The sequence below is a fragment of the Pseudomonas sp. 18.1.10 genome (assembly GCF_024655625.1).
Classification (GTDB): domain Bacteria; phylum Pseudomonadota; class Gammaproteobacteria; order Pseudomonadales; family Pseudomonadaceae; genus Aquipseudomonas.
In genome coordinates this window covers 1-13705 of sequence record NZ_JANLGL010000159.1, presented here as the reverse complement: position 1 = coordinate 13705, position 13705 = coordinate 1, and the positions used below count along the sequence as shown (strand labels likewise).

14 protein-coding genes and 1 tRNA gene are annotated in these 13705 nt (G+C 59.5%); 10 read left to right on the top strand and 5 right to left on the bottom strand.

Annotated elements, in window-relative coordinates:
- Positions 1–77: 77 nt before the first annotated feature.
- Complete coding sequence (locus tag NUV89_RS22050; RefSeq protein ID WP_017739227.1) at positions 78–764, bottom strand: HAD-IA family hydrolase; 687 nt, start codon at positions 762–764, stop codon at positions 78–80.
- Positions 765–872: 108 nt separating this feature from the next.
- Between NUV89_RS22050 and NUV89_RS22045 the strand changes: the two genes are divergently transcribed.
- The 6 genes from NUV89_RS22045 (at position 873) to NUV89_RS22020 (ending at position 4563) form a co-directional block, all read left to right on the top strand.
- Positions 873–1238: a DUF2784 domain-containing protein gene (locus NUV89_RS22045; RefSeq protein WP_257782966.1), complete on the top strand. Its 366-nt coding sequence runs from the start codon at positions 873–875 to the stop codon at positions 1236–1238.
- Positions 1239–1292: 54 nt separating this feature from the next.
- On the top strand, positions 1293–1871 hold the full coding sequence (locus NUV89_RS22040) for a DUF4337 domain-containing protein (protein ID WP_257782965.1): 579 nt from the start codon (positions 1293–1295) through the stop codon (positions 1869–1871).
- 156 nt (positions 1872–2027) lie between these two features.
- On the top strand, positions 2028–2687 hold the full coding sequence (locus NUV89_RS22035) for an aminopeptidase P family protein (RefSeq protein WP_257782964.1): 660 nt from the start codon (positions 2028–2030) through the stop codon (positions 2685–2687).
- A gap of 17 nt (positions 2688–2704) precedes the next feature.
- The gene (locus NUV89_RS22030; RefSeq protein WP_257782963.1) at positions 2705–3058 is read left to right on the top strand and encodes a gamma-glutamylcyclotransferase family protein; all 354 of its coding nucleotides are present in this window, start codon (positions 2705–2707) and stop codon (positions 3056–3058) included.
- A 75-nt stretch (positions 3059–3133) separates the two neighbouring features.
- Entirely contained in the window at positions 3134–3511 is a 378-nt protein-coding gene (locus tag NUV89_RS22025; RefSeq protein ID WP_257782962.1) for a cytochrome c, read from the top strand.
- Positions 3512–3615: 104 nt separating this feature from the next.
- The gene (locus tag NUV89_RS22020) at positions 3616–4563 is read left to right on the top strand and encodes a fimbrial protein (RefSeq protein WP_257782961.1); all 948 of its coding nucleotides are present in this window, start codon (positions 3616–3618) and stop codon (positions 4561–4563) included.
- A gap of 264 nt (positions 4564–4827) precedes the next feature.
- On the opposite strand, the gene NUV89_RS22015 is transcribed toward NUV89_RS22020, so the two are convergent.
- A tRNA-Ser gene (locus tag NUV89_RS22015) sits at positions 4828–4917 on the bottom strand.
- 336 nt (positions 4918–5253) lie between these two features.
- Between NUV89_RS22015 and NUV89_RS22010 the strand changes: the two genes are divergently transcribed.
- From NUV89_RS22010 to NUV89_RS22000, 3 genes are all read left to right on the top strand, one after another.
- Positions 5254–5946, top strand: a complete 693-nt coding sequence (locus tag NUV89_RS22010; RefSeq protein WP_032887461.1) for a crotonase/enoyl-CoA hydratase family protein — start codon at positions 5254–5256, stop codon at positions 5944–5946.
- 213 nt (positions 5947–6159) lie between these two features.
- Positions 6160–6882 carry a 1-acyl-sn-glycerol-3-phosphate acyltransferase gene (locus NUV89_RS22005; RefSeq protein WP_257782960.1) on the top strand — a complete coding sequence of 241 codons (723 nt, stop codon included), beginning with the start codon at positions 6160–6162 and terminating at the stop codon, positions 6880–6882.
- A gap of 133 nt (positions 6883–7015) precedes the next feature.
- Positions 7016–7987, top strand: coding sequence for a magnesium and cobalt transport protein CorA (locus NUV89_RS22000; RefSeq protein WP_257782959.1), 972 nt, complete (start codon positions 7016–7018; stop codon positions 7985–7987).
- Here NUV89_RS22000 and NUV89_RS21995 read toward each other — a convergent pair.
- The 3 genes from NUV89_RS21995 to NUV89_RS21985 all read right to left on the bottom strand — a co-directional run bounded on the left by NUV89_RS21995 (position 7984) and on the right by NUV89_RS21985 (position 12170).
- Entirely contained in the window at positions 7984–8709 is a 726-nt protein-coding gene (locus tag NUV89_RS21995) for an amidotransferase (protein WP_257782958.1), read from the bottom strand. The genes NUV89_RS22000 and NUV89_RS21995 overlap by 4 nt on opposite strands.
- 94 nt (positions 8710–8803) lie before the next feature.
- A complete protein-coding gene (locus NUV89_RS21990; RefSeq protein ID WP_257782957.1) occupies positions 8804–10948 on the bottom strand; it encodes a 3-hydroxyacyl-CoA dehydrogenase NAD-binding domain-containing protein in 2145 nt (714 codons plus the stop codon).
- A gap of 16 nt (positions 10949–10964) precedes the next feature.
- Entirely contained in the window at positions 10965–12170 is a 1206-nt protein-coding gene (locus NUV89_RS21985; protein ID WP_257782956.1) for an acetyl-CoA C-acetyltransferase, read from the bottom strand.
- A gap of 650 nt (positions 12171–12820) precedes the next feature.
- Between NUV89_RS21985 and NUV89_RS21980 the strand changes: the two genes are divergently transcribed.
- Positions 12821–13627: a cytochrome c gene (locus NUV89_RS21980; protein WP_257782955.1), complete on the top strand. Its 807-nt coding sequence runs from the start codon at positions 12821–12823 to the stop codon at positions 13625–13627.
- Positions 13628–13705 lie beyond the last annotated feature (78 nt).

The window sequence follows — 13705 nt, the reverse complement described above, 5'->3', positions numbered from 1 at the left end:
GGATCAGTCAATACATTCGTTGACTGACACACCGCTTTCGCGAGCAAGCCCGCTCCCACATTTTTAACCGAGTTCAGTCAGCGCAATGGCGGCAGGCCATAGGCCGCCAGGTCAAACTCCGCGAGTTTGCGGATGATCTGGTCCGCATGCTGGTACTTGCTGTCGGCCATGGCCTCATCCGGCACGGCGATGGCGGTCATGTTGGCGGCCTTCGCGGCGGTCACACCGAACGGCGAATCCTCGAACACCAGGCAATCCTCGGGCGCAACGCCCAGGCGGCGGGCGGCGGTGAGGAAGATGTCGGGCGCAGGCTTGGCGGCGCCGACTTCCGGGTCATCGGCAGTGACGATGGTGTCGAACAAGCCAAACCATTCGCGGTGCAAGGTGGTCTTGTGCCCGAACGAATTGCGCGACGAACTGGTGCCCACGGCAATCGGAATGTTGTGCGCCTTCAAATGCCGCACCAGCGCTTCGGCGCCGGGCATGCCCAGGGCCTTGGGGAAACGCTCGCTCATCAACGGCTCGCGAATCACCAGGAACTCCGCCGGGGTGATCGGCAAGTCCAGCGCCTTGACCACATACTCGGCCAAGTCCTGCGCGCCACGACCAATGATGTGCTGCTTGATCCCCCAGTCATAGGTACGACCATAGCGTTCGGCGATGATCTGCGTGACTTCGGTGTAGATGCCTTCCGTATCCAGCAACAAACCGTCCATATCGAAAATCACGGCCTTGATCGGGCCGGCGGTACGCGGTGCGTTCATCAAAACAGATCCTGGGAGGAAGGACTAAAAGGATTCAGCACAATAACGGCCACGCTTGCCGGCAAGCAACCCTTTAGACTGTGCGCCTCGCCTTTTGAAGTGACCATGATGCTCTATCGCCTTGCCGCCGACAGCCTGGTGCTGTTTCACCTCAGCTTTATCCTGTTCGTCTTGTTTGGCGGGCTGCTGGCCCTCAAATGGCGCCCGGTGATCTGGCTGCACCTACCCGCTGTCGCATGGGGCATCGCCGTCGAGGTGCTGCACCTGCCCTGCCCGCTGACCCGCTGGGAAAACCTGCTGCGCCACCTCGCCGGGCAGGACGGTTATGGCGCCGGGTTTATCGAGCACTACATCCTCGCGCTGATCTATCCCGCAGGGCTGACGGCGGATATCCAATTGGTGCTGGGCGCGGTGGTGGTGGCGATCAATCTCGCGGTGTACGGCTGGCTGATCCGGCGTTACGTACAGGCTTGAGACAGCTTTGCTGGTGAAGAATCAGGCTCCCTCAATCCGTTCGTAGCCGCCGCCATGTCCGAAGCCTTCGAAGTCCCCAGCCCCCACGAAAAACACATCGAACACACCACCGAACATGCCCACGGTCGCGGGGACAATTTCGCCAGCCGCATTGCCGTGATGACAGCACTGATGGCCACCCTCGGCGCCATGCTCAGCTACCAGGCCGGCTCCACCGAAAGCGAAGCGGCGATGGACAAGAACAACGCCGCCATCATCAAGACCGAAGCGGCCAACCAGTGGAACTACTACCAGGCCAAGTCCAGCCGGCAGAACCTGGCGGAACTGGCCACCCACATTCCCGGCGTGGACGCAGCGCATTACAGGGACGAGATCGAGCGCTACAAGAGCCAGAAGGAAGACGTGCGCAAGCAGGCCGAGAAGCTTGAGGCCACGTCGAAGGCATGGGATGAAAAGTCGGAACAGGCGCTGCACCAGCATCACCGCTGGGCCCAGGCGATGACGGCGATTCAGATCGCGATCTCGCTGGCGGCGATTACGTTGCTGACGAGGAAGGAGTGGTTGAAACGCATGTCGTATGCGGCAGGAGGTGTGGCGGTGGTGTTGGGCAGCCTGGCGTGGCTACATATCTGACACACCGCCGAACCCATGTGAGAGCTGGCTTGTGTGGGAGCTGGCTTGCCTGCGATAGCGGTGGACCAGCCAGCACAATTTGCACTGTTGTTACACCAACCTCACGCTATATAGTAAAAAGCATAACGAAAACCGCTATAAGCCGAGGAAAAACTGGTGACCGCACAACCCAAGGAAGCCGTGGGCGCCGCCTACAACATAGAATCCATGCGCTACGCCCAGGCCATGACCTGGCAAGCCATCGAACAACTCGCCCAACGCATCCGCCCCGGCATGCTCGAATCCGAAGCCCGCGAACTGGGCAAACAAGTCCTCGCCGACCTCGACATGCAACGCATCTGGCACCCGCTGCTGGTGCGCTTCGGCGCCAACACCCTGAAGGCCTTCAACCAGCGCTCCGAAGGCGACCCGGTGCTGGGCGCAGACGACATCTTTTTCATCGACATGGGCGCCGTATGGCAAGGCCACGAAGGTGACGCCGGCGCCACGTTCACCACCGGCAACGATGCAGAAATGATCGCCTGCGCCAGCGCCGCCAAAGCGCTGTTCGACCGCGTACAGGCCCGCTGGAAAAACGACCAGGTCGTCGGCCTCGAACTCTACCGCTACGCCGAAGAACAAGCCCAGGCCATGGGTTGGCAACTGAACCTCGACATCAAGGGCCACCGCGTCAGCGACTTCCCCCACGCCATCCACCGTGGCGGCGACCTCGGCGACTTCGAGCACTACCCGAATGCGGGATTGTGGATCCTCGAAATCCAGATCGCCCACCCGAGCAAACCCTACGGCGCCTTCTACGAAGACCTGCTTGCCTGACTCCCTGAGGAACATCCATGGAACGCTCCACCGAATACCCTGTGCTGCTTTTTTCCTACGGCACATTGCAGGACAAAGCCGTACAACTGGCCAACTTCGGCCGCGAACTGGTCGGCCAGCACGATGCAATGCTCGGCTACTCGAAAAGCTGGGTCGAGATCACCGACCCAGAAGTGCTGGCCACCAGCGGCAAAACCCATCACCCGATCGTGGCGCCCACGACCGAAAACGGCCACAGCGTCGAGGGCATGGTCTTTCAGATCACCGAGAAAGAGCTGGCCGCGGCGGACGCCTATGAAGTGGCGGACTACAAGCGGGTGTCGGTGGCCCTGGCGTCAGGGCTGACGGCTTGGGTTTACGTGCAGGCATAATTAGCCGTGGGGGCCTGAACACTTGCCGGCCCCCATCTCGACCCAAACCTACTTTATGAAAAAGGCCATCTATCAATGAGGATGTCACTCATCACTGCGTTGGGATTTTTATCGCTGATACAGGCGCCACTCTCCCTCGCGGAGAACATCAACGGTAAGAACCTCTTCTCGCAGCGATGCGCCATGTGTCACGGAGCCGACCTCAAAGCCACAGGACCACTGGCCAATAAAAGCACCCCGCCTACGCCCAACCTGACTACACCTGCCTTCAAGAAACGGCTGGATGATTACCCGGGCGTCATCGTGTCTTCGATCATCCTTCGCCCCAATGGCGACTTGATTCCACGCACCTTGCGGGAGAACGGGGTAAAGCTCGCGCCGCATACGTGGACCATCCAGGACCTACGCGACTTGAATGAATACATGAGTGGCGCGATCACCAAAGCCCGATGAACAGGTGGAAAAGGCATAGCCATAAATTAGGGAACGTCTGATATTCGCGGGTTTCGATGCTGAATAGAGTGCTTCATTGTTCAGAAAACTCTATCGGTATCAACATGACGCTTTGGAAAAGTTTATTGGCCAGTGCTGCCGCGTTACTGCTGGCCTACTCATCGGGTGCAGCTGCAGAGGCCTGCGGCCTCATGGGTAGCAACGCATTTACCATTAACTTCGGGAAAAATTTAGCACAGGGCATTACGATCCCCCAGGATGCACCAAACGGAACCATTCTTTACCAGGAAACGTCTGCCGTAATGCGGTCGTTTGACTTCAGATGCACGGATGGAAAGATCGGGATTTACGTCAATCCTGCTTTGGGGAGCGCAACCAGTGGATCGGTCTATCCGTTAGGGGTACCTGGGCTTGCGTTCCGAATTAGTTTCGACAACTGGTATATGACCGCACCAGAAATTCAATACGGCAACATCACTTTTAAGTACCCCTCTACAAGCTATACCCTTGAAATCGTCAAGTCTGGCGACCTTTTACCGCAAAGTCCGGTGCCTGCGGTCGCACTGGCCGAGTTTCGAGCCGACAACATAAAATTAATCGGTTTCAACTTAATCAACCCAGTGACGGTGAATGCTGCATCCTGCCAAACGCCCTCGGTATTTGTGGCGATGGGCGACGACTATCAATTGTTTGAGTTCGATAACTCTGGCGACGCACCTCGACCGATAAAATTCGACCTGTCGTTGAACAACTGCCAGCGCGGAATACAAAAAGTCACTTACCAACTCCAGGCCAATACGCCGGTGATCGACGCGCAAAAAGGCATTGTCGCACTGAGCGGCGCATCAACCGCCAAAGGCATCGGCTTGCAACTAAAGAACGATGCAGGCCAACCCATTGTGCTAAACACCCCTTACGTGTTCAGCGGGTTCAACACCACCGGGACTGACTTCAAAATCCCTTTAACCGCCGCCTATATTCGCCTGGCGGACAGCACCCTCCAAGCCGGCAGCGCCAATTCGGAAGTCACCTTTATCGTGAACTACCTATAACGAGAAAGGTCGTCTCATTTACCCCGGAAGCGGCCATTCAAACATCGTGAACCCGCAACCTCCGAAAGTCTTTTTGTGCCCCCCTCCACTGCTGCCCAAAGCGCATCGCCGGCGAAGGTCTGCCACTCATTCGGCAGGCTCTTTTTGCGCCCCCCCAATAGAGCCCCAGTCCCAGATCTGTCCCAGATGGCCATTTTACAGACACCAGAAACCACAAACCCCCGGTTTCCTCTAGGAAAACCGGGGGTTTGTGTTTACTTAATGTGGCGGTGAAGGAGAGATTCGAACTCTCGATACAATTTCTTGTATACACACTTTCCAGGCGTGCTCCTTAAGCCACTCGGACACTTCACCGTATCTCGTCAAACTAGTTCAGTCTGTCGAGGCGCGCTAATGTAGTCGAAAGCCTTTCAGATGGCAAAGGTTTTTTTCAGAATTTTCATGCGCTTAGCGGGATATGCCATTCCACGCCCGGCAAGGGGCGGTGTTTCTGCCATTCTCGGGCACCGGCAGCACGCGCCTGGGGAGGCTGTTATGCCCTGCCCTAGGCTGCCCAGCGCTGGGCAGGCGGGAAAAGTCTGACTGGGTAGTCAGTCACGGCGCTTTACCGGGGCGGGCGTGGTGGGTAACGTCTGTGCATGCTCGTCTATAAACAGCCTATCTATAACAAGTCCTACAAGGAACCGCGTCATGAGTGAGTTGATTGCTTACCACCTCGAAGACGGTATCGCGACCCTGACGTTGAGCAACGGTAAGGTGAATGCCATTTCTCCCGATGTGGTCAGTGCGTTTAACACAGCGCTGGATCAGGCGGAGAAGGATCGGGCGGTGGTGGTCATCACCGGCACGCCGGGGATTTTGTCCGGTGGTTATGATTTGAAGGTGATGACCGCCGGCCCTAAAGAAGCGATCGGCCTGGTGACGTCGGGTTCGACGCTGGCGCGCCGGCTGTTGTCGCACCCGTTCCCGGTGATTGTGGCGTGCCCTGGGCATGCGGTGGCCAAGGGTGCGTTCCTGTTGTTGTCAGCGGATTATCGGATTGGGGTCGAGGGCCCGTTCAGCATTGGCCTGAATGAAGTGGCCATCGGCATGACCATGCACCATGCCGGGATCGAGTTGGCGCGGGATCGTCTGCGCAAGTCGGCGTTTCATCGTTCGGTAATCAATGCCGAGATGTTTGACCCGCAGGGCGCGTTGCAGGCTGGCTTCCTGGATAAGGTGGTGGCGCCTGAAGAACTGCACGCAGCAGCGCTGGAAGCCGCTCGGCAGTTGAAGAAGATCAATATGAATGCGCACAAGCACACCAAATTGAAGGTGCGCAAAGCGCTGCTGGAGGCCCTGGACGACGCCATCATCCAGGATCAGGGTCATAACCTGAGCTAACCGCCTACATCCGCAGCACCAGAGCCCGACCTTGAGTCGGGCTTTTTCTTACAAAGAAATCCGAAACAGCTTTAGCCGCTCTAGCCGGCCGCTGCTGGCATACGTTGAAACATGTACTTAAACATCGCCTATCTCCTACCTCTACAGGGGTAATTGCCGAATACAGTGCACATCCGTACACTGCGCCACCTTTTGTCTCGATAGGCCGTGTCGATGCTTTTTCTGTTGCGTATGTTGTTGATGGGCCTGCATTTTATGATCGCGGGTGTGCTGGGTGTGCTCATCGGGATCTGCCGGCCCTTCAACCCGGACAACAGTCGCCTGTGCGCACGCCTCTACGCGCTGCCGGCCATGTGGATCCTGGGGCTGAACGTCAAGACCGAGGTGGACTCGCTGCGAGACAAGCCCAGCGGTTGCGTGATTGTCGCCAACCACCAGTCCAACTATGACCTGTTTGTGTTCGGCAATGTGGTGCCCTATCGCACCGTGTGCATCGCCAAGAAAAGCCTGAAATGGGTGCCGCTGTTCGGCCAGTTGTTCTGGTTGGCGGGCAATGTGCTGATTGACCGGGGCAACGCGCACAAGGCGCGTCGGGCGATGCTCACCACCACTGATACCTTGCAACACAAGGACACCTCGATCTGGGTGTTCCCGGAAGGCACGCGCAACTTGGGAAAAGGGCTGCTGCCGTTCAAGAAAGGCGCGTTCCATATGGCGATTGCGGCGGGTGTGCCCATCGTGCAGGTGTGCGTGAGCAATTACGTCACGCATATGCGGCTGAATCGCTGGAACAGTGGTGATGTGCTCATACGCTCGTTGCCGCCGATTCCTACGGCTGGGATGACGGTGGATGACGTGCCGAGGTTGATGCAGGCGTGTCAGGGGCAGATGGAGGCGTGTATTGCGCAGATGGATCAGGAGCTGCGGGCGGGCTAAGCCTTTGGGGGCGCTTCGCGCCCCAGCGCGAGCAAGCTCGCTCGCCACAACAAGCTAGCTCGCCGCAACAACGGAACGCCTTTCAGGCTAAGCTGCCCAACACCTGTCCTCCCAATAAGAAGTGATCAGCACCATGGGTAGAGTTGTTGCGGCCGCCGTCTACAGCGCCGGTAAGAAAGTTACTGATATCACCCTCGACGAAGGCGCGGCCTGGGCCGCCAAACCCGACCACTTTGTGTGGATCGGCCTGGAAGAACCCAACGCCCAGGAGCTGGCCAACCTGCAACGCCAGTTCAACCTGCATGAACTGGCCATCGAAGACGCCCTGGAGAAACACAGCCGCCCGAAGCTGGAGACCTTCGGCGACGCGCTGTTTATCGTCACCTACTCACCGGTGCGCGAGAACGGCAAGCTGGTGTTTATCGAGACCCATATCTTTGCCGGCAACGGCTACATCATCACCGCCCGTAACGGCCACTCGGCGTCCTACGGCTTTGTGCGCCAGCGCTGTGAGGCGCGACCGCTGTTGCTGGAGCATGGGGAAGATTTCGTACTCTATGCGTTGCTGGATTTCGTCACCGAGAACTACCAACCGGTCAGCGAAGCGATCCATGCCGAGATCGATGAGCTGGAGCGCAACGTGCTGTGCAGTTCATTGAGTGAGCGCGACATCCAGAAGATTCACGGCCTGCGCCGCGATGTGCTGCGGCTCAAGCGTTATGTGGCGCCGATGGTGGAGATCAGCCAGGAGCTGCAGAAGCTGAGCTTTCCGTTTATCGACAAGAACATGCGCCCGTATTTCCGTGATGTGCAGATCCACGTGACGCGGCAGATGGAAGACCTCACCACCCTGCGCGACATTGCCAGCCAGACCATCGAGATTGGTGTGTTGCTGGAGGCCTCGCGCCAGAGCGTGGTGCAGCGCAAGTTCGCCGCGTGGGCGGCGATCCTCGCGTTCCCCACGGCGGTAGCGGGGATTTATGGGATGAACTTCCAGAACATGCCCGAGCTGCAATGGCACTACGGCTATTTTGCGGTGCTCGGGTTTATCGCATTTGGCTGCACCGGATTGTGGGCCAGCTTCAAGCGTTCGGGCTGGCTTTAAGCCACGGCGCCAGGTTTGTGCGCGACAAAACGCATCATCCATTCCGCCACGGTCACGCCGTGGTGGTCATGTTCCAGGCTCGCCACACCGCTGCTGTAGATCTGCTGGCCGAGGTTCTGCTGGCGGATATCCAGCAAGGCGCGGGAGTAATCGTGGATAAATTCCGGGTGGCCCTGGAAGCACAGCACCTGGTCATTGATGTGGTACGCGGCAAACGGGCAGAAATCGCTGGAAGCGATGACGGTGGCGTTTTCCGGTAGCGCGGTGACCTGGTCCTGGTGGCTAATCAACAGGGTCAGTTCTTCCACCACCGGGCTGATCCACGGTGCCTTGGCGGCCATTTGATAGTTGTGGATGCCCACGCCCCAGCCTTGGCTCGCGCGCTCGCTCTTGCCGCCCAGCAGCAGCGCCAACAGTTGGTGGCCGAAGCAGATGCCCAACAGTTTGTCGCCACGCTCGTAGCGGTTGAGCAGGTAGGTCTTGAGGGTCTGGATCCACGGGTCGGTGCCGAACGAATCGGCCTTGCTGCCGGTGACGAGGTAGGCGTCGAACACCTGGTCGTCCGCCGGGTAATCGCCGTTCATCACGTTGTACACGGTGAACTCGGCCGCAATCGGCTGCTGGGAAAACAGACGCTGGAACATCTGCCCGTAACCCTGATATTGATCCACCAACTCCGGGCGCAGGACATCGGTTTCCAGAATGCAGACGCGTAGCGACATAAAAAATACCTGACACGGTGATGGGAATAATGCACACCCCAGAGCCTGCCTTGAAATACCCCTTCAAGGCAAGCCCCGCCAGTGCGCCCACCCGCTAGAAGCTAGCACCCTGCGCGGCTTTTTCCAGCAGCAACGCCGGCGGTGTGAAGCGCTCACCGTACTGCTCGGCCAAATAGCGGGCACGGGCGACGAAGTCGTTCAGGCCATACTGGTTGATAAACTGCAATGCGCCGCCACTCCACGCGGCAAAGCCGATGCCAAAGATCGAGCCGACGTTGGCGTCAGCCATGGACATCAGCACGCCCTCCTCCACACAACGCACGGTTTCGATGGCCTGGATAAACAGCAAGCGGTCGCGTACATCCTGCGCCGAGATGCGTTGCCCAGGCCGTTCGAAGCGGCTTTTCAGTTCCGGCCACAGCTGCTTCTGGCCACCCGCGGGGTAATCGTAAAAACCGCCACCCGCCGCCTTGCCCTTGCGTTTGTACTCATTGACCAACAAATCAATCACCAGCGTCGCCGGATGCGTCGGCACGGCCCTGCCTTCGGCCTGTAGATCCTTGGCCGTCTGCTGTCGGATATGGCTCATCAGGCTGAGGGACACTTCATCGGACACCGCCAACGGCCCCACCGGCATACCGGCCTTGCGCGCTTCGGTCTCGATCATGGGTGCGGCCACGCCTTCGCCCAGCATGGCGATGCCTTCGTTGGTGAAGGTGCCGAACACCCGTGACGTGAAGAACCCGCGACTGTCGTTGACTACAATCGGGGTTTTCTTGATTTGCAGTACGAAGTCGAAACCGCGCGCCAGGGTTTCGTCCGAGGTGTGGGAGCCCTTGATGATTTCCACCAAGGGCATCTTGTCCACCGGGCTGAAGAAATGCAGGCCGATAAACTTGCCTTGGTCCGGCACGGCCGTCGCCAGCCCGCTGATGGGCAAGGTCGAGGTGTTGGAGGCGATCACCGCATCGGCACCGACGACACGTTGCGCCGCAGCGGACACCTGAGCCTTGAGTGCACGGTCTTCGAACACCGCCTCGATGACCAGATCACACCCGGCCAGGTCGGCGTCCGCGGCCGTAGGATGAATCCGCGCGAGGACGGTTTCCCGCTGTTCGGCGGTCAATTGCCCACGGCTGACTTTCTTGTCCAGCAACGCCGCCGAATGGGCCTTGCCCTTCTCGGCGGCCGCCAGGTTGATGTCCTTGAGCACCACTTCGACGCCTGCACTGGCGCTGACATACGCGATACCCGCGCCCATCATCCCGGCGCCGAGCACGCCGACCTTACGCGTGACATAAGGCGCAAAGCCTTGCGGCCGCGAGCTGCCGGCGTTGATTTCATTGAGTTGAAACCAGAAGGTGCCGATCATGTTTTTCGCCACTTGCCCGGTCACCAGCTCGGTGAAGTAGCGGGTCTCGATCAAATGCGCAGTGTCGAAATCCACCTGGGCACCTTCCACGGCGGCACACAGGATTTTCTCCGGGGCGGGGAAACAGCCCTGGGTTTTACTGCGCAGGATCGACGGCGCGATGGCCAGCATCTGCGCAACTTTCGGGTTCGAGGGCGTACCGCCGGGGATCTGGTAACCCTTGTTGTCCCAGGGCTGTCTGGCTTCTGGGTTGGCCAGAATCCACGCGCGGGACTTGGCCAGCAATTCATCGCGATCCGCCGCCAGCTCATCGATCAACCCGGCCAGCAACGCCTGCTGTGGCCGGACTTTTTTGCCCTCCAACAAGTACGGCAGGGCCTTTTCCAACCCGAGCATGCGCACCATGCGCACCACGCCGCCGCCGCCAGGCAGTAAACCCAAGGTGACTTCCGGCAAGCCGAGCTGCACCGACTTGTCGTCCAGCGCGACCCGGTAATGGCACGCCAGGCAAATCTCCCAGCCGCCGCCCAGCGCTGCACCATTGATCGCGGCGACCACCGGCTTGCCGAGGGTTTCCAGGCGGCGCAGTTGCGCTTTGAGCAGCCGTACGCCGTCGTAGAAATCCTTGGCGTGGGCCTTGTCGACCTTAATCAGTTCATTGAGGTCGCCGCCGGCAAAAAAGGTCTTCTTGGCCGAGGTGATGACCACGCCGGCCAGCGTGTCTTTTTCTGCCTCCAGGCGCTCGACCGTCGCGGCCATGGCCTCGCGGTACGCGCCGTTCATGGTGTTGGCGCTCTGGCCGGGCATGTCGAGGGTCAGCACGACGATCCGGTCCTGGCCTTTTTCATAGCGAATGGCTTGGGTCATGATGGATTCCTTGGGCTCAGAGCCGTTCGATAATGGTGGCGATGCCCATGCCACCGCCGACGCACAGGGTGGCCAGGCCGTAGCGCTGCTGGCGTGTTTCCAGCTCGTCGAGCAAGGTGCCGAGAATCGCGCAGCCGGTGGCGCCCAAGGGATGGCCCATGGCGATGGAGCCGCCGTTGACGTTGACCCGGGCGGCGTCGATGCCCATGTCCTTGATGAATTTGAGGACGACAGAAGCAAACGCTTCGTTGACTTCAAACAGGTCGATGTCTTCCACGCGCAAGCCGGCCTTGGCCAGGGCCTTGCGCGTCGCCGGCGCAGGGCCGGTGAGCATGATGGTCGGGTCGGTGCCTGTCACCGCCGTGGCGACGATGCGCGCCCGGGGTTGCAGGCCCAGCTCGCGGCCCTTGGCTTCGGAGCCGATCAGCATCAACGCGGCGCCGTCGACAATCCCGGAACTGTTACCGGGGGTGTGTACGTGGTGGATGCGCTCGACATGGCTGTAGACCCGCAGCGCGGTGGCGTCGAAGCCCATCTGCCCGATCATTTCAAAGCTGGGCTTGAGCTTGCCGAGGCCTTCAAGGGTGGAGTCGCCACGGATGAATTCATCGTGGTCGAGCAGCACGATGCCGTTCTGGTCCTGCACCGCGATCAGCGATTTGTTGAAGGAACCGTCTGCACGAGCCCTGGCCGCTTTCTGCTGGGAGTGTAGGGCGAAGGCGTCCACATCCTGGCGCGTGAAGCCTTCCAGGGTCGCGATCAGGTCCGCGCCGATGCCCTGAGGCGTGAAGTGGCTGTGCAGGTTGGTTTGCGGGTCCAGCACCCAGGCGCCGCCGTCGCTGCCCATGGGCACGCGGGACATGGACTCGACGCCACCGACCACCACCAGGTCTTCAAAGCCGGAACGTACTTTCATCGCGCCAAGGTTCACCGCTTCCAGGCCCGAGGCGCAGAAGCGATTGACCTGCACGCCGGCGACGCTGATGTCCCAGTCCGCCACCAACGCGGCGGTCTTGGCGATGTCGGCGCCCTGGTCGCCCACGGGGGTGACGCAACCGAGGACGATGTCATCCACCTGGTGCGTGTCGAGGTCCGTGCGCCGGGCCAGCGCACTAAGCAGGCCGGCCACCAGGTTTACTGGCTTGACGCTGTGCAAGGCGCCATCAGCCTTGCCTTTGCCACGGGGCGTGCGTATCGCATCAAAGATCAAAGCTTGGGTCATGACGTCCTCGAACCACTGTGCAGGTGTGCCCCTTACCTTAAGCCCGATTGACACGGTTTCAATGACGGATGCGCTCATTGCCTTTGACCCCCACGCTCGGACGAACGGTAGGCCGTGCAAGCCATTAGCGGGTTAATCGTTTTAGCTGTCTAGCCAACGGTCTGGCGCCAAGATGGCGTTAAGCCTCATGCCTTTTTTAGCGCGAATATTGATTAGTTGATATGAAATGGATCTAAGCCACGCAGAACGAGGGCTCTAAGGTTGAATCAGTAGGAGGCTGCTGCCGGGTTTTGCTGGAGCAGCTGTACGAAAAGTGTCACAACACAGCGTAATACTGAAATTGACCGGCACGTATTTGACGCTCAGGAATAACAACAAAAGGCAGTCAGCCATGTTCAAACATTCGAAAGTACGTCAGGCGGGACTTATTCTGTTCGCCACCACACTGATTCTGATCTTGCCCAACCTGACCAAGGTCATTGGGTGACCGTTCAGCCCACACATTCCGTGCACACACAGCATCAGGACTGCAGCTTTTGGCAGCTCCTGCCGGGACATTGCGCATAGCGGTCCCGTTGCAGGGGCTGTCTTTTTGCCTGCGCATTTCCGGTATCGTGAGGGCCATCGCCACTTTGCAGCGGGCCTTCCTCTTGAAATCGATCCTCGTCCTCCTCGCCTTGTTCTTCACGCTGCCGGTCGCGGCGGCGCAATTGACCGTCGAACTGGACCACACCAGCAAGACCTGGCAGACCGCCGAGTTGCTCAAACACCCGGATGCGCAAACGGTACAGATCGTCGATGACGTTTCCTACAAGCGCAGCATGACCTATCGCGCAGTACCCCTGACCGTGCTCCTACCCGGCCTTGACCCGCAGAGCCATCTGCAAGCGGTCGCCCTGGACGGGTTCGCCGCCGAACTTGCTGCTGCCCCGTTGCTGGCAAAACGTGGCGCCCGCGCTTGGTTGGCGGTGGAAGACCCGGCGCAGCCGTGGCCCGCGCTTGCGCCGGGCAAACCGAGCGCCGGGCCGTTTTACCTGGTGTGGACTGACCCGCAAGCCGGCCATATCAGCCCGGAGCAGTGGCCCTTCCAGGTCGCCGCGATCAAGCAGTTGAAGGGCGTGGCCGAACGCTTTCCGGCCCTGCTGCCGGACCCAAGACTGGCCGCCGATGATCCGATCAACCAGGGCTTCGCGCTGTTCCAGAAGAATTGCCTGGCCTGTCACCGGCTCAATGGTGCTGGCGATGCGCAGGTGGGGCCGGATTTGAATATCCCCTACAACCCCACGGAGTATTTCGGCGGGGATTTTCTCAAGCGCTATATCCGTGACCCGCAGAGCCTAAGGCACTGGCCGCAGGCGAAGATGCCGGCGTTTGCGGTCAGTGTGTTGCCGGACAGCGAGTTGGATTTATTAGTGAGTTATCTGAAACATATGTCGGGGCGCAAACAACAGCCTTGAGCCCAGCACAGTCCCCCTGTGGGAGCGGGCTTGCTCGCGAAGGCGGTGGGTCAGTCAAAGATCTTCTAACTTGCTGTC